The following is a 20,149-nucleotide window of genomic DNA, read 5'->3' on the forward strand; positions in this document are numbered from 1 at the left end:
CCGAAGTCCGCGACCCTCGCCAGCAATACGGCCTAAACTCCCTCATCCCTATCGGCAATGTACCCACCCGTCTGCCGCTGCCAAAGCTTGGCGTAGAGCCCGCCTTTCGCCAGAAGGTCGGCTGGTGTTCCCTCCTCCACGATCCGCCCCTTATCCAGCACGATGATCCGGTCCATCTGCGCGATGGTCGACAGGCGGTGGGCGATGGCGATTACCGTCTTGTCCGCCATCAGCACATCCAGTTTTTCCTGAATGGCCGCCTCCGATTCACTGTCGAGCGCGGATGTCGCTTCATCGAGAATGAGGATGGGGGCGTCTTTTNAAAGCACGCGCGCAATGGCCACGCGCTGGCGCTGGCCGCCTGACAGCTTGACGCCGCGGTCTCCCACGAAAGCATCGTAACCTCTCCGCCCCTCGGCATCAGTCAGATCGGCGATAAAGCCATCGGCCTGCGCTGCCCTCGCCGAAGCATCGATGGCCTCAACAGAGGCATCCGGCTTGCCGTAGCGAATATTGTCGCCCACGGAACGGTGCAGCAGCGAAACATCCTGGGAAATGACGCCAATGNTTTCTCGAAGACTGGCCTGTGTGACGGAGCGGATGCTTTGCCCGTCGATGAGAATGTCACCCTTATCAAGCTCGTAAAACCGCNAAAGCAGGTTCACAAGCGTCGTCTTGCCTGCACCGGACAAGCCCACCAGTCCAACCTTTTCACCGGCTGCGACCTTGAGCGTCAGANTTTCGATCACCGNTTTTTCTGAACGGTAGGCNAAATGAACATGGTCGAAACTGATCTCGCCGCGCGTCACCGCAAGTGGGGCNGCCTGCGGCGCGTCTACGATTGTCGGCGGCGTCGTCATGACAGGCATGGCGTCACGAATGGTGCCGATGGCCTGAAAGATTTGCTGGCCCATATCCAGAAAGGCCCGCGCATTCGCCGAAAGGCGCTGTGTCAGATAGATGGACCCCGCGAACTGACCCGTGCTGACGAAACCGTCGACCATGCCCCAAAAGCCTATGCACAGCATGGCGATCCACAAGGCGACATTAAGAAGGAGAATAGCTGTGCTCGTCGTCAAATAGACGCGCCGTTCTTTCTGCTGCGTTTCGATGACCTCGGAGAAAACCTTGCGCAANGCGCCGGCCTCGCTGTCTTCGGCGGCAAATTGCTTGACCATCTGGATGTTGCTGTAAAGATCGGTCATCGACCCGACCAGCAAGCTTCGNTTTTTGGCAGAGCGTTGGGCGAACTTGGAAAATTTCGGCACTGCCAGCACCGCGATCAGCACACTGAAAACGATCCAGACGAGAACGGGCAAGGCCAATGGCCATGCCACTGTGCTCAACAGCACAAGCGAGCCGACGAACTGGACCACAAAATACGGTATCGAGTAAAAGGCAACGGTTACCTGCTGCTGAACCGCTGATGCAACCTGAGCAAGCCTTGAAGCAACCTGTCCGGCAAACAGATCATGGAAGAAACGCAGGTCCTGACGCTCCACCGCCTTGTGCCCCTGCCACTGAATGGCAGCGGGCATACAGACGGCAACAGTCTGCGACGAAAGCGTATTGACCATGAACGAGATGAGCGGCTGTACCGGAAAGAGCAGAACGACCATGACGGCAAGCAAAGGCCAGTCTTCGTGCAGAAATGCCGCTGCACCCTTCGTCGTCACGCCATCGACGATGGCCGAAAAGCTCCAGATCAGGAAAAGGTTGGTCGCCTCCATCAACATCGCAAACATCGAGATCGCGATGAGAACACCGCGAAACATCCGCACAAAATGCATCAGCAGATGAAACGGCCCCTGCGAGGGCAGCGGCTTGTAGGGAATTTCAAGGGGTCGGATCAGCCGCTCGAACGGGCGATAGACGAAGTCTGAAAAAGCCATGGTACCNAACAGTAAAACTGACAGGGAAAGGCGACTGCATCGAGAATCGCCAATATCTAACCATGAATTGCCGCAGGAGACAAAAACTTATCGTAGATTGCNAAAAGAATATCGGGCGCGGGAGTTTTCCCTCCCGCTGCCGTCTTATACTGTGAAGTTCAACGAAGCAGCACGAAACCGGCAATCGTCAGAATGAAAAACACGAGAGCGCCACCGAAAAAGCCGCCGGTGGTGNAAAATCCGACAGCCATGGCAATCATGAGCACCGTCACCATAATGGTGACGTACTTCGTTGCGGCCAGGAAGCCATTATAGGTCTTCTCGTGCTCGGGATAATTCATCGGTGCGCCGACTTCGGCTGGACCTGTGTGGTGTTCGCTCATTCCATTTCCCCTCTCGTAAATCCAACGATCTTGCCCGTTACATCACGCGCGTGGCGTGTTCTTCACACGACAAAATCTTGCAGAAAGCTCCGACACGAGACGTAACATAGACTGGCTGAAAAACGCAATGGATAGAGCAAGCGCGAGCACCCGAGATACGGCACTTCAGACAGGATGCGAAAAACTGTGCAGCCCGGCAACATATACGTCGCTAACTCTTCACAAATGCCCAGTTTACATGGCGTAACGCGCTATCCCAGTTGCATTTCGCAAAACCACCTCCTACACGAAATAAGTGGAGGACGTCCGTAGCTTTGATCGGGCACGGTGTCGGCATTGTCATATGCAGACAGCCAAGGGATATTCCTGCGCATAAAACCCGCAAAGGGATCGAGGAGGGGAAAGAATGAAGGCTCTTTTGAAAGTCAGCGCCCTTATTGACTGGTTCAGTGAGGCGATGGGCAAGTTTGCAGGCTATCTTGTGTTGATTTGCTGCCTCGTCAGCGCAGGCAACGCCATTGTGCGTTACCTTTTCAATTATAGTTCGAACGGCTGGCTGGAAATCCAGTGGTACATGTTCGCCTTCATCGTTCTCGTGGGCGCGTCCTATACATTGCGGATGAACGAACATGTGCGCGTGGACATTATCTATGGCGCGATTTCAGCGCGCACCCGCCTGTGGGTCGATATCATCGGCATCGTCTTCTTTCTGCTTCCCGCATGCTTTTATCTGGCATGGCTCAGCTGGCCAATGTTCCTGCTGTCCTTGCAACAGAACGAGGTGTCATCGAATGCGGGCGGGCTTATCCGCTGGCCGGTGAAATTCATCATCTTCGCGGGCTTTGCCCTTCTGGTCCTTCAGGGAATATCCGAACTGGTGAAGCGCATCGGCGCGCTGGGCGGGCACTATATGCTCGACACCAAATACGAAAAACCGCTCCAGTAACACAGGCGCAGATCGCTAAGGATATTTCCATGTTCGAATACGGTATTCTGCCGCCACTGATGTTCCTGGGCATGATCATCTTCATGCTCTACGGTTTTCCCGTGGCGTTTTCGCTGGCCTCGGTCGGGCTTCTGTTCGGCATCATCGGTATTTTTACCGAGCATTTTTCGCCTGCCTTCCTGCAAGCCCTGCCGCTTCGCATTTTCGGCATCATTTCCAATGATCTGTTGCTGGCAATCCCCTTCTTCACCTTCATGGGTGCCATTCTCGAACGATGCGGGCTGGCAGAAGACTTGCTGGAGGGAACCGGCAAGCTGTTCGGCGCGATACCCGGTGGCCTTGCCTACGCCGTCATCCTCGTCGGCGCGATCCTTGGTGCCATCACTGGAACGGTTGCCGCGTCCGTCATCACCATGGGCGTCATCTCGCTGCCCATCATGCTGAAATATGGCTACAATCCCCGCCTCGCCACCGGCGTTATTGCGGCGTCCGGTACTATCACACAGGTCATTCCGCCCTCGCTGGTGCTGATCGTTCTGGCAGACCAGCTCGGCAAGTCGGTGGGCGATATGTATCTCGGTGCCATCGGGCCATCGATCCTGCAAATCACCANTTTCCTCCNTTTCATCTTCGTTATGTCGAAGCTGCGCCCGAAGGATTTGCCCGCCTTGCCGCCGGAAGCGCGCGGCGAGCTTAACCGCGCCCTGGTCTTCAAGGTGCTGGCGGGCATGGTGCCATCCATCGTGCTGATTTTCCTCGTGCTCGGCACCATCTTCATGGGTCTTGCGACACCAACGGAAGCAGGCGCGCTCGGCGTCGTCGGTGCCATGGCGCTGGCCGCCGCGCACCGCCGCCTGACATGGGATCTCATCAAGCAGGGCATGCACTCCACCATGCACATTACGTCGATGGTGGTGTTTATTCTGGTCGGCGCCACCTGCTTCAGCCTCGTCTTTCAGGGCATGGATGGTTCGCTATGGATCGAGCACATGTTGTCGGGCATCCCGGGCGGNCCGATCGGCTTCCTGATCTTCGTCAACATCTTCATCTTCTTTCTGGCCTTCTTCCTCGATTTCTTCGAGATCGCCTTCATCGTCATCCCGATGCTGGCCCCGATTGCGCAAGCTCTCGGCATCGACCTCATCTGGTTCGGCGTGCTGATCTGCATCAACATGCAGACAAGCTTCATGCATCCGCCCTTTGGTTTTGCGCTCTTCTACCTGCGCTCGATTGCGCCGCGTAGCGTCAAAACCTCGGATATCTACATAGGCGCGATCCCTTGGCTGGGCATGCAGCTCATCCTCGTCGCCATCGTCATCTTCTGGCCCGAATCCGTCACCTACTGGCTGGACAAGGCACCGGATGTCGATCTCAACACGATCAAGATCGAAGTACCCGCATTCGGCAATCAGGGCGGCAACACCATGCCCAACTTCGGCCTGCCACCCATGGATGGTGCACCCGCACAACCGGGCGGAAATGGCTTGCCGGGCATGCCGAACCTGAACGAACCGCCGAAGATCGGGCCGTGAGGCGAAACACTTGTTACGTGTGTGAAAACATATTATATTGGTGAAGTGGAAGGCAGAGCGCTAACTCTACCTTCCGGTTTACCTATAGTTTGAAATTGAGCCGGACAGTCATTGACCAGCCTGTCCGGCTTTTTCTCACGATAAACGTAATGCTCAGCGGCTTTCGCATCGCATCACCTCCACAGTTGAACAGCAAGGCCGTTGCCAAGGTCGGCGGGGCCTGTCTCCGCCGATACTCCGGCTGGTCCCGGAGTGTGCTGCTTTAGCGTTCAACCATCGCGATCATAGAATTGAATTCGTGNTTGTCGAGATGCCACAATCATTGAGAGCAAAATAAAACCCGGACCTTTCGATCCGGGTTTGTCTGATCTGCCCTTGATATCTTCAGAGCTTGCCGTTGCGCTGCTGGATCATCATGAAGGTATCGAACGTATATTCTGCAAGCTGCATCCACAGATACCCCTCGCGCTTGAACGCCACTTGGTCTTCGTAAACCTTCTTGAAGTCCGGATTAACAGCTGAAATCTCGGCATAGACTTCCAACGCCGCCTTGTAGCAGGCATCGAGAATGTCCTGACTAAAGGGCCGCAGTGTCGCTCCCTCAGACACGATCTGCTTGATCGCCATCGGGTTCTTGGCATCGTACTTCGCCATCATATTGGTGTTGGCAAACGCGCAGGCATCCTTCAACACCGCCTGATATTGTTTCGGCAGGTTGTTCCACTTGTCCAGATTAACGAAGGAATGGATGACCGGACCACCCTCCCAGAAAGCCGGGTAATAGTAATATTTCGCCACCTTCTGAAAGCCCAGCTTGTGGTCGTCATAGGGACCAACCCACTCGGCCGCATCGATGGTGCCTTTTTCAAGCGCCGGGTAGATGTCGCCACCGGCGATCTGCTGCGGCACGACGCCAAGCTTTTCCACCACCTTGCCAGCAAGCCCGGCGATGCGCATCTTGACGCCCTTGAAGTCCTCGACCGTGTTGATCTCCTTGCGGAACCAGCCACCCATCTGCACGCCGGTATTGCCTGATATCATGCCGTAGAGATTGTGCTTGGCATAGAACTCGTTGAGCAACGTGTTGCCATTGCCCTCATAGAACCATGAGTTCGTAAGCCGCGCATTGAGACCGAACGGAATGGCCGTGCCGATGGCAAAGGTCGGATCCTTGCCGACGTAATAATAGGAGCAGGTGTGGCACATCTCGACTGTGCCGGACGATACCGCATCGGCCGCCTGAAGGCCGGGTACGATTTCACCGGCAGCAAAAACCTGAATGTTGAAATTGCCATCCGTCGCTGCCGAAACATGGCTGGCCACGTCCTGCGCCCCGCCGAAAATCGTATCCAGCGATTTCGGAAACGAAGAGGTCAGACGCCATGTGATCTTGGTATTCTGTTGCGCGATGGCAGGTGCTGCCAGAACGGTTGCGGCAGCGGCTCCAGCACCGGAAACGGCACCNTTTTTGATGAATGAACGACGATCCATAAATATCCTCCCAGATACGAATCTTGTGCCTCAGCCGAATTCCCCTCCGCTATCAGGCATATCGGGAGCAAAGCACGGGTCTTTGGCCCTGACAAGCATGTCATCCAAGAATAAGTCGCGCCTTATACTTTAGAATAAAGAGATGGGCGCAAATCACGAACGCAAAGCTTGACGAATCCCCCTGCNGGGCTTCACAAGAAATGACATCGACTTCGGAGCCATCATGTCCAGACCCATCATCGCCATTCCCGCCGACATCAGATTTCTCGATGGTGCGGAGTGGCACGCCGCGCAAACCCAATATCTGTCGTCGGCTCTCAATGTGGCCGACGTCATGTCCTTCATCATCCCCGCTTTCGAGCAGGGAAATGATATCGATGCCATTCTGGACCGCGTCGATGGCCTTCTCGTTTCCGGCTCCGCAACCAACGTTCATCCATCGCTCTATGGCGTCGAAGCCAAAGACAGCGATGGCCCGTTCGATCCCGGTCGCGATGCCACCAGCCTGCCGCTCATCCGCCGCGCGATAGAGCGCGGCATTCCGATGCTGGCCATCTGCCGTGGCATTCAGGAACTGAACGTGGCGCTGGGCGGCACGCTTGCCAGTGAAATTCAGGAACAACCCGGCAATTGGGACCACCGCAAGCCCGCAGACGTCGATCGCGACGCAGCCTTCGCCATCCGCCAGCCCGTCTTCATCCGAGAGGGCTCCTGCATTGCTCAACATCTGGGCTTGGCGGGTGAAGTGCAGATCAACTCCCTCCACCGCCAGGCCATTGCACAGACGGCTCCACTGCTTCAGGTAGAAGCAACGGCGGAAGACGGAACTATCGAGGCGGTATCGGTCATCGATGCCAAGGGCTTCGCCGTCGGCGTTCAGTGGCACCCGGAATACTGGGCGCAGACCGATGCGCCATCGCGGGCGCTGTTTGAGGCGTTTGGTAGGGCAGTGCGGGAGTATCGGGCTGGAAAGGTGTGATTGAGCTAGGAGCGTGCGGCTGGGTACCTCTCCCATAAGGGGAGAGATAATCCCGCGCCCCGTTGTCCCAAACTCACCCCTTAACAGGCGTCTCAGCCACCGGCGTCACCACTTTCCGCTCGCTCAACCATCCCAGCACATTGTCTGCCACCAGATCGGCCATGGCATTGCGCGTTGGCACCGAAGCCGATGCCACATGCGGCAGCAGGGTCACGTTCGGCAGCGACAAGAAGCCTTCCGGCACTTTCGGCTCTTCATAGAACACATCGAGACCCGCAGCACCAAGCGTTCCATCCTGAAGCGCCGTCAGCAGCGCATCTTCATCCACGCTGGAGCCACGCCCGACATTGATGAAAACGCCGTTGGAACCTAGCGCCGCAAGGATATCGGCATTGATGGCCTTATGCGTTGCTGGTGTTCCCGGCACGATGCAGATCAGGACATCGACGGCCTCCGCCATTTCTTTCAGCGAGCCGTAATAGGTGTAGGAAAGCTCCGACTTGCGGCTGCGCGTATGATAGCCGATCTCCACCTTGAACGGCTCCAGACGCTTGGCGATTTCCTGGCCGATGCGGCCCATGCCGAACAGGCCGACCTTGCGGCCGCGCAACGAAAAGGGCGAGAGCGCAAACGGCCCTTCGGACAACCATTTGCCGTCGCGAAGATGCTTTTCCGCCTCGTAGAGGCGCCTGACAGTGTTGATCAGCAGTGCAATCGTCGTGTCTGCCACCTCGTCGTTCAAAACGTCCGGCGTATTGGAGACGATGATGCCGCGAGAGGCCGCATGTTTCACGTCCACGCCATCATAGCCGACACCAAAATTGGCGATGACCTCGAGATTCGGCAGCGCATCCATCCACCTGGCATTAAAGCCACCGGACACGGCAACGGCAGTAATCCGCTGGGCATCATCGGCAGATAACGATGGCTCAGGTCCTGCCGGTGCCTTGATGACCTCCACCTTGCCTTCGAAGCGCTCGAGAACACGTGGGTGGATTTTTCCCGGAACGAGAACGACGGCTTTGCTATCTGACATGCTTGTGTATCCTCCTGCGATGCATGAGGCCAAGCTAGCCGATAGGCTTACAAAGCGGAACCCAAAAAGCTACTTGCGCGGAACGCACGGGCTGGTGGATTGGCGAATGCGCATTTCCGGCTTGATCAGGTGAATACCGTCAGGCTCATGGCTGCCCGCAAGCCTGTCCAGCAGCGCACGGGCCGCCAGTCGCCCGACTTCCGCCTGCCCGTTGGACACCGTCGTCAGCGCAGGCGTGGCAATGGCCGCCTCTTCCAGATCGTCATAACCGGTCACCGAAATATCCTTGCCGGGCACGAAACCAGCGCGGGAAATACCGTTCATAAGGCCGATGGCGACGAGGTCGTTCCAGCACACCGCAGCGGTCGGCTTTTGCGGCAGGGACAGAAAGTTCACCGCCGCCTCAAACCCGCCCTGCTTGGAGCGCGCACCGGGAATGCGCAAATTGGGGTCTACCTCGATCCCCGCCTTGCGCAGCGCATTGACGTAACCCTGATAGCGGTCACGGCCTGTCGAGGTCTGGTCGGTTCCCCCCACCATGGCAATGGTGCGGTGGCCAAGGCTGATCAAGTGGTTGGTGGCAAGCGAGATGCCATAGCTGTCATCGCCACGAAACGTCGGCATATCCACGCCGTCCATGGAACGGGCCACGAGAATGGCGGGCATGCCGTTTTCCTCGGCCAGCGTCATATCCTCCAGCGGTGTGCCGATGGCGGGCGACATGATGATGCCGTCACTGCCCAGTTGCAGCAGCGTCTCGATGAAGGTGCGCTGCTTCTCGACGGAATCATAGTGGTTGGACAGAATGAAGGTCTGGCGGCTGCGGTCCAGCTCACTTTCGATGGCTTTGAGAATTTCCCCGTAAAACGGGTTCATCACATCGTGGAAGACGACGCCGATAATGCCGGAGCGAGAGGTGCGCAGACTGGCTGCACGACGGTTGTAGATGTAGCCCAGAGCGCGGGCTTGGATCTTGATTTTTTCCCGCGTATCCCCTGCCACAAGCGGGCTGTCCCGCAGCGCAAGTGAAATCGTCGCGGTGGAAAGCCCAAGACTTTCAGCAATGGTCGATAATTTGATCTTTTGCGCCACAGTTGCCTCCCCCGGTCACGCAGGCCGCCTCCGCAACCTTTAAATTGTGACTAAACAATTTAAATAAACCGCGCAACAATTTTAAGGGATTCAAAGCGACCGATCAGAGAAATTCAAAATTTTAATCGATTGATTCNAAAGATTGCAAATTCGCATCGATGGCGCGCAGCAATTTGACCACGGTTTTTACCTCTTTGGCAGATAATCCATCCACGGCGCGAGCATTGCAATCCGCCAGTGACGTGTTGATGTGCTCGACGCTTTTCAGACCCGCCTCGGTCAGTTTCACCATGGTCAGTCGCCCGTCGCCGTCATCGGCGCTGCGTTCAACAAACCCCTGCGCCTCCATGCGACCGATGGTGCGCGTCATCGTCGGTGCCTTGACGCCAAGCTTCTGGGCAATCTGCCCCGGCGTCATGCTGCCTTCCTGCGCCAGCGCCAGGATCACGCCATCCTGACCCGCATAGAGACCGCTGGCCGAAAGGTTGTGGCTGAGTGCCGTGCGCATGGAGCGGGCGGCCTGCGTAATGGACTGGGCCAGCTCTTCCGCATTGAACGGCAAATCCTTCTTTTTGCCGGACTTGGCTTTCTTCTCGGACTTGTTCTTTTTAGCCAGCTTATCCTTGCTCATCAGCAAATGCCTTTCCTGAAGTCCCGGACGACGATATGTTCTTGGTAACACTTAACGAATGCAGGCGCAGATCGCCAGATGTCTGACACATATACGCATATTCACGACAATAACGTAACAGCCGCTTTACACGCGCGAAACGAGATCATTGCCGTGCTGCCTTTNGGGGCGCATGAGCAGCATGGACCGCATCTGCCGTTTGAGACGGATACGCTGATCGCACAAGGCATCGTGGACCGGTTGAAACAGGCGCTCGCCCCCAGCGCACCCATTCATTTTCTGCCCACAGAACCAGTCGGCTACTCCATCGAACATATGGATGTATCAGGCACGAAGACCCTTGCTTTCGATGAGGCCGTCAACCGTTGGCTTGAAATCGCCGAGGCCCAGCACATCAAAGGCATCCGAAAATTCGTGATGCTGAATGCCCATGGCGGCAATTCCCCGTTGATGATAGTCGTCGCCACGGAAGCCCGAGTGAGGTTCGGTATGCTGGCCGTCGCCACCAGCTGGACCCGCTTCGGCATGCCGCAAGGCGTGATGTCACCTGAAGAGAAAGCCATCGATATCCACGGTGGCGATATCGAAACCTCTGTCATGCTGGCGCTGCACCCGGAACTGGTACAGATGGAGAAGGCCGAAAACTTCGCGTCGAAACAGTCCCAATTCGCCCAAGACTTTAAACAGCTGCGCGCCTATGGCCCACACGCCTTCGGCTGGCGCATGTCGGATTTGAACACACAGGGCGTTGCGGGCAACGCCGCCAATGCGACCGCCGAAAAGGGCGAGACGATCATCGCCCATGCGGTAGCAGGCTTGCTGGAGCTTTTGGAAGACGTATCGGCCTTTGACATGAATTTGCTTGAAAGCTCGGTTCAAAAAACTTCGGCAAATTCTCTTTGAACTCACTTCGCCACACGCCTATATGAACGGCAACGCTTTCAAAGCCGCGTCGCGGCCCATTACCTTCAGAGGTTTCTCATGACCGAAGCAGCAACAACCATCAAGCCGATCCCCGTTACAGTGTTGACGGGCTATCTGGGCGCGGGCAAAACCACGCTTCTCAACCGCATCCTGTCGGAAAATCACGGCAAGAAATACGCCGTCATCGTCAATGAATTTGGCGAAATCGGCATCGATAACGATCTGATCGTGGAATCGGACGAAGAAATCTACGAAATGAACAATGGCTGCGTCTGCTGCACCGTGCGCGGAGACCTTATTCGCGTGGTGGAAGGCCTGATGCGCCGCCCCGGCCGTTTTGATGGCATCATCGTTGAGACCACCGGCCTTGCCGACCCCGTTCCCGTCGCCCAGACCTTCTTCATGGATGACGATGTGCGCGCCAAGACAGAACTTGATGCCGTCATCGCGCTGGTGGATGCCAAGCACCTGCCGCTGCGCCTGAAGGACAGCCGCGAAGCCGAAGACCAGATTGCCTTTGCCGATGTCATCGTCATCAACAAGACCGACCTCGTGACGCCGCAGGAACTGGCCGTCATCGAAGACGTCGTTCGCGCCATCAACCCGTCCGCCCGCGTCCACAAGACCAGCCGCTCCGGCGTCGATCTCGCCCATGTGCTCAACCAGGGCGCGTTCAACCTGGAACGTGCGCTGGAAAACGACCCGCATTTCCTCGAGCAGGAACATGACGACCACGTCTGTGGCCCCGATTGCGGACATGACCATAGCCATGATCACCATCATCATGACCATGACCATAGCCACGGGCATGATCATGGACACCACCACCACGCCCCCTCGCCTATCCACGACGTGACGGTCCAGTCCGTTTCACTGCGCGGTGGCGAAATGAATGCCGAGCGTTTCTTCCCATGGATTCAGAAGGTCACGCAGACCGACGGCCCGAAAATCCTGCGCCTCAAGGGCATTATCGCCTTCAAGGATGATGCCGAACGTTACGTCGTTCAGGGCGTTCATATGATCATCGAAGGCGATCACCAGCGCCCATGGAAAGACGGCGAAAAGCGCGAAAGCCGCCTCGTCTTCATCGGCCGCGATCTGGACCGCGAAAAGCTGGAAAATAGCTTTAAGGCGTGTATCGCTGCGGCTTGATAGACCGGTCGTCGTAATGCCGCGTACAATCATGCACGGCGACGCGGCCTTAAAATGAAGACCCACCACCACACTCTCCGTCATCCTCGGGCTTGACCCGAGGATTTACTGCCGCAAACTGTGGATGGTCGGGTCAAGCCCGACCATGACGACGGATAGGGAAACAAAATCCCGACGCGGCCATTGTTACCCATAACCCATACACGGAAAGACCCTTTACCCATGCCCACCGTTGCTCCTCTTGACCTTGAAGGCCACGTCGTCGCGACGCANTTTCTGGGCGATATCCCACTTTTTGCCACGGCAGCTGGCAACATCCATCGGCTGGATGGCGGCGAGAAGGTCATCGAGGCGCATCAGGGCCTGCTGACCTGTATCCGCGATCCGCATAGCGCCACACTTCTGACCGGCGGCGAAGACGGCAAGGTGCTGCGCGTCGGCCATGACGGCACGGTGACAGAGCTTGCCCATGTGCCGCGCAAATGGATCAGCGTTGTCGCAGGCGGCCCGCAGAATGCCATTGCCTATGGTGTCGGCAAGTCCAGCTTCGTTCGTCTGGGTGATGGCACTATTAAGGAATTCAAGGAAGAACGCACGGTCGAGGCCATCGCCTTTGCGCCAAAGGGTCTGCGCATCGCCGCGGCCCGCTACAATGGCGTGACGCTGCATTGGGTAGCAACCGCTGGCGACCCCATCGATCTGGACTGGAAGGGCGCCCACACCGGCGTCACTTTCTCCGCAGATGGCAAGTTCCTCGTCACCACCATGCAGGAAAACGCCCTGCATGGCTGGAAGCTGGACGCGGCCAAGGGTGGCACGGATGCGCGCCACATGCGCATGACCGGATATCCCGCCAAGGTCAAATCGATATCATGGTCCGTCAAATGCAAATGGCTGGCCTCTTCAGGCGCACCGGCTGCCATCGTCTGGCCCTTCGCCGGCAAAGATGGCCCGATGGGCAAGGCACCGCTGGAACTCGGCACCCGCTCCGATATCATGGTCACCAACGTCGCGTTCCACCCGCTGGAAGAAGTGCTGGCCATCGGCTTTGCCGACGGCATGATCCTCGGCGTTCGCTTGGCCGACCAGAAGGAAGCCCTGCTGCGCCGCCCCGGAAAAGGCGCCATCACCTCCATGTCCTGGAGCAACACCGGCAAACTTCTGGCCTTCGCCTCCGAAGCCGGTGATTGCGGGATCGTCGATATCACGGCGTAAAGCCACGTGGCAATTTCGTTCGCCATAGTTACGATCTGAAGTTACAGTTATCTCCGGTTGCAGTACCGGAGAACACCAATGAACAGACCGAGATTATGCGTGGAGCTCTTTGTAGCCGATATCGCCACGTCGAAGGGCTTTTATACAAACGTGCTTGAGTTCGTCGCGGGACCACAGGGTCATGGAGGGTATACGCCCCTGTCCCTGGGCGACATTCATCTCTCTCTGAACAACAATAATTCTCTGCCAGAAGACCACCCGACAAAAGTGTTGGCGGGTGAAAGAGCAGGTCGTGGCGTGGAAATCGTCATTGAGGTTGAAGATCTTCAATCCGCCTATGACAGGGCAAGAGCCAGCGGGTGGCCGATCTCAGGTAATCTCACCACACATCCCTGGGGCGTAACCGATTTCCGCATCGTTGATCCCGACGGCTATTATTTGCGGCTGTCGAAGACACGATAAAGGGGGCGCCATGCCCCCTCCATCATGCCTGTTATCGTAGAAAATCCCTAGTGGCGGCGCTTCTTCTTGGAATAACCGCGGTCGTGATCATTGCCGCTCCCGATGGCATCGACCGATGTCTTGTTGCCGTTGAGAATGCCGCTCAAAAGGCCGGTCTTGTTGCCGTTCAGAATACCGTTGCCGGACAGGATGTTGCCGATGCCGAGGTTGATACCGGGCGAGACATTGACAAGACCACCCTTGTTGCTGTTGCCCGAAAGAAGGCCACCCAGCAGTCCACCGGCATGGGCAGGAGCCATGGAAGCAATGGTAAGAGCGATCGTAGCACATGCGATTTTCGTAAGCATTTCTCTCTCCTCTGATCTTTGAAACAACGCCGTCCGGCGTGACCAGACAGTACAATTAGTACGATCTAATGCAAGCATATGCTAATGTTATAATAAACCGTTAATATTAACATTTTTAATTTGAATAAAATTCACATCAAAATCGCCTACATCTCGAATCCCGCCGACAATACTTCGACCGCAGGCCCCGCCTGACATCTGCNAAATATTATTAACCCTCTATCTATAAGATATACCTCAATTAGATATTGAGGATAATCATGATGCGTTGCGTCATCGTTGCGTTGCTCGTCTGCGGTGCTTGCGCGCACAATGCCAGCGCCGAGCCACGCCTCATCTACGACGTGGAAACGACATACGACACGAATTATTTCAGCGATATCAACAAGATCGCCGTTCTCAGCCTGCGGACGAGCATCGGCGTCGAAGGCGAGATCGAGCGAGAGGGAACCAAATTCGGATATTCCTTCAACCATCAGGAGGTCAGCGTCCCGCGCTATGGCTTTGCCAAAGAACACAATAGCTGGGTCAATTTCACGCTATCGCGCACAATCTCCGACAAACTGGAATGGAGCGCTCAGATCCGCGGCACGCGCAGCGATGCGGGCGACATTTTTCTCAAGCTGCCGGATGAGGTGATCGGCTTTCGCCGTCTTGATCATAAGCTCGATGTCTCGACCGCAGCCACGCTCGAGGCCTTCGGCGGCAAGAATACGCTGACAGTCAGTTACACCGGCCTGATGAAGGGCACATCGCATTTTCGCCCCAGCTATTTCCTGCCCGCAAGGCTGGAGGCCAATGAAGCCTTGCTCGGTTTGAAGGCCAATCACATCCGCGCATTGGCAGGCGGTGAAGTTGGCGTAACGGTCGCCTACAACGCCAGCCTTATCCCCGATAACCAGCAGCAAATCTATGAGCGCTTCCCCGCCACCAACCTGCGCGGCTCGCTCGCCTACGGCCGCAAATTCGGTACCAACCTCGCGGTTTTGATGGAAGCAGGTCTGACGACGATCTCGGGAGACGAGGTCAGCAATCAGGTCAAACGTGCCAGACCTTATCTGCGCGCCGAAGCGGAATGGGCCGTGAACGACCGGTTATCCNTTGGCGCAGCCTTCTCGCAGGATTACGCACTCTACGATCTGGACGATCCCCTGGGCGAATTTCAACGTCGCTGGAAGGCCGTGATGNAAACCAAACTCACCAAGTCCCTGGGTTTCGACCTTGCCGTTGAAAGAACCCACAAGGACTGGGTTTATTACGATTACGACAGCAGCGAAAGGCGACTTGTCGCAACGCTAGCGCTCGACACCGGCAAGGACCGCAAGCTGGAACTGGAATTTTCCCGCCTGCTGCACGACGAGGATGACGAAACCGCCGCCTATCGCGGCAGTGCCATTTCCTCCCGCTTCAGTGGTCGTTTCTAACCACACCTCACACATCATCCAGCGTCGAAGGCGTCAGTAACAACAGGCGTCAATAAAGACGTTTGAGCCGGAATGGCAATGACACGCTAACGTGTTCATCCATCTGGAAAGAAACCGGCGACAAAATGTTAGAAAATTCGACAATTATAATAATAATCGATGAAAAATTCTATTAATGGNAAATCAACATATTCAAGTNAAAGATGAGNAAATACAGGTGCAGAAGAACAAAATTAACAACTTTATCGATTATAAATAAGAATACTTTGTTCGGATGTTCACTCAGCCGCCTCTTGCGTCCGGNTTTCCACGGCATGCGATACCAGCCGGTCTCCGGCACATAAGTTTACGACCCTTTCCCTCGTCTCCGTTCCGGACTTTCGCAATGAAGCTGTCGATCTCTGCACTCGTCACCGCAACCGGCGTCGCCTTGGCAACCGGCGTCATCCTCACCCTTCTGACGGGGGCTTACGCGCTCGATACGCTCAAGGTGAATGGCCCGATCTATCAGGAAATCATCGACAGCAAGGATCTGATCGCAGACATCCTGCCGCCGCCGCTCTATCTCATAGAGACCTACGCCCTGACCAACGAGGCGGCCCTTCACCCGGACCGAATGGCGAAAAACATCGAACGGATCGAGGTGCTGAAAGGTCAGTATCAGGAAAGGCGCGAATATTGGAAGACGACGACGCTTCCCGACACCCTGAAGCAGAAGTTGCAGAATGACGTGCTGATCAAGGGCGATGCGTTCTGGACCGTGTTGGAAACCGACACACTGCCCACGCTTGCCGCGGCAGATGCGGCAGATGCGGCAAAGATTACCACATCGCTGGATGTCCTCAGTGCAAAATTCCACGACCATGAAGATGCCGTCAATCAGCTGGTCGACATGGGCACGGTGTATGGCAAAGCCAAGGAAAACGAGGCGGCTTTGCAAACCACCTTCCTGCAGAACACCAATTACACGCTGGGTGGCCTGCTGATCATGCTCAGCATCTCGACAACCATCTTCCTGCGCCGCCGGGCCATCGCGCCCATCAAGCAGATCACCGAGACGATGACCCATATGGCCAANGGCCATCTGGAAGAAGCGCCGCCACACCTCAAGCGTCACGATGAAATCGGTGCCATGGCGCGCGCGTTGGCAATCTTTCGGGATGCGGGCCTGGCAAAACGCCAGCTTGAAGGCGAGGCCGAGCAATCGCGGTTGGCCACCAATGAAGAGCGCGAAAACCGCGAAAAAGAACGCGTCGCGGAAGCAAACGCCCTGCGNTTTGCCATCGAACAGCTGGGAGGCGGCCTCAACAATCTCTCCAATTGCGACCTGAGTTCAACGCTCGATCGCAGCTTCGATGCCAAGTTCGAAACCCTGCGCGGGGATTTCAATGCCTCGGTCCTCACCCTTCAGTCCACGCTTGGAAAAATCCTCGGCGAGACGGATCACCTGCGCAAGCAGGGCCATGAGATGAACAGCGCGGCCAACGATCTCTCCCGTCGCACCGAACAGCAGGCCGCAGCGCTGGAAGAGACAGCAGCCGCGCTCGAGCAGGTCGCCTCAACCGTCAAGACATCGACTGTCCGCGTCAACGAAACCCGCGATCTGGTCAAGGAAGCACGCCGTTCCGCCACCCAGTCTTCCGGCGTCGTCAATGAAGCGATCTGCGCCATGCAGCGTATCGAAAGCGCATCCGGTGAGATCAAGTCCATCATCAGCGTCATTGATGAAATCGCCTTCCAGACCAACCTCTTGGCGCTGAACGCCGGTGTGGAGGCAGCCCGTGCGGGTGAAGCAGGCAAGGGCTTTGCCGTCGTCGCGCAGGAAGTGCGCGAACTGGCGCAGCGCTCGGCAAAGGCGTCGAAGGAAATTCGAGATCTCATCGGCAAATCCGGAGAGCAGGTCACGAACGGCGTGACGCTGGTTCAATCCACCGGAAGCGCCCTTACCCAGATCGAAGACTTCGTCACCCGCATTGACAGCAACATCGACAGCATCGCCACCGCCGCGCGTGAGCAGTCCGTCGGCCTTCAGGAGATCAGCACCAGCGTCAATACGCTGGACCAGATGACCCAGCAGAACGCCGCCATGGTGGAAGAAACCAACGCCGTCAGCCAAACGATCGCCGAAGCCACCACCGCGCTTTCGGCCATGGTGGGTGCGTTCAAGCTCAATCGCGCCGAAGCTCTGCGGCGCGTTGCCTAGCTGCAATTTTGATGAGTCGTGATGGAGTGTGGGGTGTACCCCCACGCTTCGTTACCTAACGTCTACCAACCGACCGCCTGAAATCCAGGCAACCAGGCTCTCAAGAAAACTTGCGGCCACTCGCGACCAGCATACCGGCGGCACCATCAAGCCAGCCCTTTTTCAGCTCCAGCGCAAGAAAGCGCGAACGCTCGAACGGGCCGGGCATGACAAGGTGCTGGGTATGGCTGGCAAAGAAGCCGAAGCGCTCGTAATAAGGCGCATCACCGACCAGCAGGACAGCGCCGTGATCGCGCTTTCCAGCCTCGGCAATGGCGGCACGCATCAAGGCTGAGCCGATGCCCTTGCCTTCATGGGCGCAATCCACCGCAAGCGGTCCCAACAGGAGGGCAGATATGGGGCCGCCTTCACGGGTTACGCCAGCCTGAACATTCCACAGGCGAACGGTACCGATGACGTGGCCGTCCTGATCACGCGCCACAAGCGCCAGACCTTCGGCAGGCACGCGACCTGCGCGCAGCTTTTCGGAAGACTTGCGACGACGGCCTGCGCCCATGACACGGTCGAGCAGATTTTCACGGGCGACGACATCACCCGGANTTTCAGCGTCGATATGAAATGTCTGCGGTGTGNAAAATGCACGTACAGAATTGAGAACAGCGGCCATCCCGGCCTCCCGTCACCAAGCCGCCCACGAAAGCGGCACCCTAAAATGAAAGCATGTCGCGCAAAAGTGTTGAACGGTTTTGCGAGAACGACATGCGATAATAATGTGAAACCGTTCCGGCCCGCCAGACGACGCCTTATCCTCGGCTTGACAGAGGTGCGGCAAGCAGGGTTTGCGCTTGAGCGCGAATGAGCAAGCCGGAACGGTAGGATCCTAAAGACTGACGTCTGCCCCCAGACAGACGTCAGACATTCAGATCACATAGGACTTCAGCGGCTCGAAACCGTTGAATGCGACCGCCGAATAGGTGGTCGTGTAGGCGCCCGTACCTTCGATAAGAACTTCGTCGCCAATGGTCAGAGAGACCGGCAGCGGGTACATGTTCTTCTCGTACAGCACGTCGGCGCTATCGCAGGTCGGGCCAGCCAGAACGCAAAGCTCCATCGCATCTTCGTCGCGCTCGGTGCGGATCGGGTAGCGAATGGCTTCGTCCATGGTTTCGGCCAGACCGCCGAACTTGCCGATATCGAGGAACACCCAGCGGTGGTTGTCGTTGTCGGACTTGCGCGAAACAAGCACGACTTCCGCCTTGATGACACCGGCATTGCCGACCATGCCGCGACCCGGCTCGATGATGGTCTTCGGAATCTGATTGCCGAAGTGCTTGCGCAGCGCCGTGTCGATGGCATGACCATATTCTTCGGCAGCAGGAACGTCACGCAGATACTTCGTCGGGAAGCCACCGCCCATGTTGACCATCTGCAGGTGGATGCCTTGCTTGGCGAGCGATGCGAAAACGCGCTTTGCATCGCCAAGAGCCGCGTCCCATGCGTCGAGGTTCATCATCTGCGAACCGACGTGGAAGGAAACGCCGTAGGATTCCAGACCCATCTGATGGGCATAGACCAGAACATCGACAGCCATCTGCGGTACGCAGCCGAACTTGCGCGACAGCGGCCATTCGGCGCCTTCACCATCGGTCAGAACGCGGCAGAATACACGGGCGCCGGGGGCGGCGCGGGCAACCTTTTCCACTTCTTCATGGCTATCCACGGCGAAGAGATCGATGCCCAGCGCAAATGCGCGTGCAACATCGCGTTCCTTCTTGATGGTGTTGCCGAAGGAGATACGGTCGGAGGTCGCACCGGCATCAAGCGCCATCTGGATTTCAGCCACGGAGGCGCAATCGAAGTTGGAGCCCATGCCGGCCAGCAGCGTGAGAATTTCAGGAGCAGGATTGGCCTTGACGGCATAATAGATCGCACTGTTTGGCAGAGCGTGCCGGAACGCATGGAAATTATCGCGCACAACATCAAGGTCGACCACCAGGCAAGGGCCTTCTGGGCGGCGGGTCTTGATGAAGTCAATGATGCGTGCAGTCGTCATCGTTGTATTCCCTAAAATGTTCCGACCCCGGTAAATTCCGGAGGACAAAGGGCGCTCAAGATATGCAGAACGATCCGCCGGTGGAGACGCGGAATCAATCGCATACGCTCAAGGCGCAAATGTGAACAACGCCCTGCCAGGAGCATTATTCGGCTTTGTCTGCCATGGGATTGGAGGGAATCATACCCAACCGCACTTACGGCAATGATGGTGTGCCTCTTTAGTACCCCGGCTGATGGAAAGCCGGCAGAGAACCAGAAAGGCCCGCACCGTCGTTGCTTCGTATGTCCTCGCATTTCCCGGTTGGCCGGAATAGCGACTGGAGGGGTTAATTCCAGGTACCTTACCAAACTCCTCACCACATCGAGGGTCCGGCGGACACACATG

General features: G+C 56.8%; 17 protein-coding genes. 8 read left to right on the forward strand and 9 right to left on the reverse strand.

Annotation, left to right across the window (positions count from 1 at the left end; translation table 11 throughout):
* Positions 1-32: 32 nt before the first annotated feature.
* Complete coding sequence (locus CUC55_RS21900; protein ID WP_103089119.1) at positions 33-1,892, reverse strand: ABC transporter ATP-binding protein; 1,860 nt, start codon at positions 1,890-1,892, stop codon at positions 33-35.
* A gap of 158 nt (positions 1,893-2,050) precedes the next feature.
* Complete coding sequence (locus CUC55_RS21905) at positions 2,051-2,275, reverse strand: aa3-type cytochrome c oxidase subunit IV (RefSeq protein WP_103089120.1); 225 nt, start codon at positions 2,273-2,275, stop codon at positions 2,051-2,053.
* 406 nt (positions 2,276-2,681) lie between these two features.
* On the opposite strand from CUC55_RS21905, the gene CUC55_RS21910 reads away from it, so the two are divergent.
* A complete protein-coding gene (locus CUC55_RS21910) occupies positions 2,682-3,221 on the forward strand; it encodes a TRAP transporter small permease subunit (RefSeq protein WP_067650987.1) in 540 nt (179 codons plus the stop codon).
* A gap of 29 nt (positions 3,222-3,250) precedes the next feature.
* Positions 3,251-4,753: a TRAP transporter large permease gene (locus CUC55_RS21915; RefSeq protein ID WP_103089121.1), complete on the forward strand. Its 1,503-nt coding sequence runs from the start codon at positions 3,251-3,253 to the stop codon at positions 4,751-4,753.
* 384 nt (positions 4,754-5,137) lie between these two features.
* Here CUC55_RS21915 and CUC55_RS21920 read toward each other — a convergent pair whose 3' ends face one another.
* Positions 5,138-6,244, reverse strand: a complete 1,107-nt coding sequence (locus CUC55_RS21920; protein ID WP_103089122.1) for a TRAP transporter substrate-binding protein — start codon at positions 6,242-6,244, stop codon at positions 5,138-5,140.
* A gap of 223 nt (positions 6,245-6,467) precedes the next feature.
* Here CUC55_RS21920 and CUC55_RS21925 point away from each other — a divergent pair, with 223 nt between their 5' ends.
* Positions 6,468-7,223, forward strand: a complete 756-nt coding sequence (locus CUC55_RS21925; RefSeq protein WP_067650995.1) for a gamma-glutamyl-gamma-aminobutyrate hydrolase family protein — start codon at positions 6,468-6,470, stop codon at positions 7,221-7,223.
* Between the two features lie 73 nt (positions 7,224-7,296).
* Here CUC55_RS21925 and CUC55_RS21930 read toward each other — a convergent pair whose 3' ends face one another.
* The 3 genes from CUC55_RS21930 to CUC55_RS21940 all read right to left on the reverse strand — a co-directional run bounded on the left by CUC55_RS21930 (position 7,297) and on the right by CUC55_RS21940 (position 9,982).
* The gene (locus CUC55_RS21930; RefSeq protein WP_067650999.1) at positions 7,297-8,259 is read right to left on the reverse strand and encodes a 2-hydroxyacid dehydrogenase; all 963 of its coding nucleotides are present in this window, start codon (positions 8,257-8,259) and stop codon (positions 7,297-7,299) included.
* Between the two features lie 69 nt (positions 8,260-8,328).
* Positions 8,329-9,351 (reverse strand): LacI family DNA-binding transcriptional regulator, encoded by a 1,023-nt coding sequence (locus CUC55_RS21935; RefSeq protein ID WP_067651002.1) that lies wholly within the window; start codon positions 9,349-9,351, stop codon positions 8,329-8,331.
* 121 nt (positions 9,352-9,472) lie between these two features.
* Entirely contained in the window at positions 9,473-9,982 is a 510-nt protein-coding gene (locus CUC55_RS21940) for a MarR family winged helix-turn-helix transcriptional regulator (protein WP_103089123.1), read from the reverse strand.
* A 78-nt stretch (positions 9,983-10,060) separates the two neighbouring features.
* Here CUC55_RS21940 and CUC55_RS21945 point away from each other — a divergent pair, with 78 nt between their 5' ends.
* The 4 genes from CUC55_RS21945 (at position 10,061) to CUC55_RS21960 (ending at position 13,735) form a co-directional block, all read left to right on the forward strand.
* Positions 10,061-10,885, forward strand: a complete 825-nt coding sequence (locus tag CUC55_RS21945; protein ID WP_103089124.1) for a creatininase family protein — start codon at positions 10,061-10,063, stop codon at positions 10,883-10,885.
* Positions 10,886-10,963: 78 nt separating this feature from the next.
* The gene (locus tag CUC55_RS21950; protein ID WP_067651012.1) at positions 10,964-12,058 is read left to right on the forward strand and encodes a CobW family GTP-binding protein; all 1,095 of its coding nucleotides are present in this window, start codon (positions 10,964-10,966) and stop codon (positions 12,056-12,058) included.
* 222 nt (positions 12,059-12,280) lie between these two features.
* On the forward strand, positions 12,281-13,273 hold the full coding sequence (locus CUC55_RS21955; RefSeq protein WP_103089125.1) for a WD40 repeat domain-containing protein: 993 nt from the start codon (positions 12,281-12,283) through the stop codon (positions 13,271-13,273).
* A 78-nt stretch (positions 13,274-13,351) separates the two neighbouring features.
* Positions 13,352-13,735 (forward strand): VOC family protein, encoded by a 384-nt coding sequence (locus tag CUC55_RS21960; RefSeq protein WP_082760293.1) that lies wholly within the window; start codon positions 13,352-13,354, stop codon positions 13,733-13,735.
* Between the two features lie 47 nt (positions 13,736-13,782).
* On the opposite strand, the gene CUC55_RS21965 is transcribed toward CUC55_RS21960, so the two are convergent.
* Positions 13,783-14,082, reverse strand: coding sequence for a hypothetical protein (locus tag CUC55_RS21965; protein ID WP_067651021.1), 300 nt, complete (start codon positions 14,080-14,082; stop codon positions 13,783-13,785).
* Positions 14,083-16,494: 2,412 nt separating this feature from the next.
* On the opposite strand from CUC55_RS21965, the gene CUC55_RS21975 reads away from it, so the two are divergent.
* A complete protein-coding gene (locus tag CUC55_RS21975) occupies positions 16,495-17,709 on the forward strand; it encodes a methyl-accepting chemotaxis protein (protein ID WP_425352906.1) in 1,215 nt (404 codons plus the stop codon).
* Positions 17,710-17,809: 100 nt separating this feature from the next.
* On the opposite strand, the gene CUC55_RS21980 is transcribed toward CUC55_RS21975, so the two are convergent.
* On the reverse strand, positions 17,810-18,376 hold the full coding sequence (locus CUC55_RS21980; RefSeq protein ID WP_103089128.1) for a GNAT family N-acetyltransferase: 567 nt from the start codon (positions 18,374-18,376) through the stop codon (positions 17,810-17,812).
* Positions 18,377-18,628: 252 nt separating this feature from the next.
* Positions 18,629-19,762, reverse strand: coding sequence for an ornithine/lysine decarboxylase (odc2, locus tag CUC55_RS21985; protein ID WP_067651033.1), 1,134 nt, complete (start codon positions 19,760-19,762; stop codon positions 18,629-18,631).
* Positions 19,763-20,149 lie beyond the last annotated feature (387 nt).

This window comes from Agrobacterium bohemicum, assembly GCF_002896715.1.
Classification (GTDB): Bacteria; Pseudomonadota; Alphaproteobacteria; order Rhizobiales; family Rhizobiaceae; genus Agrobacterium; species Agrobacterium bohemicum.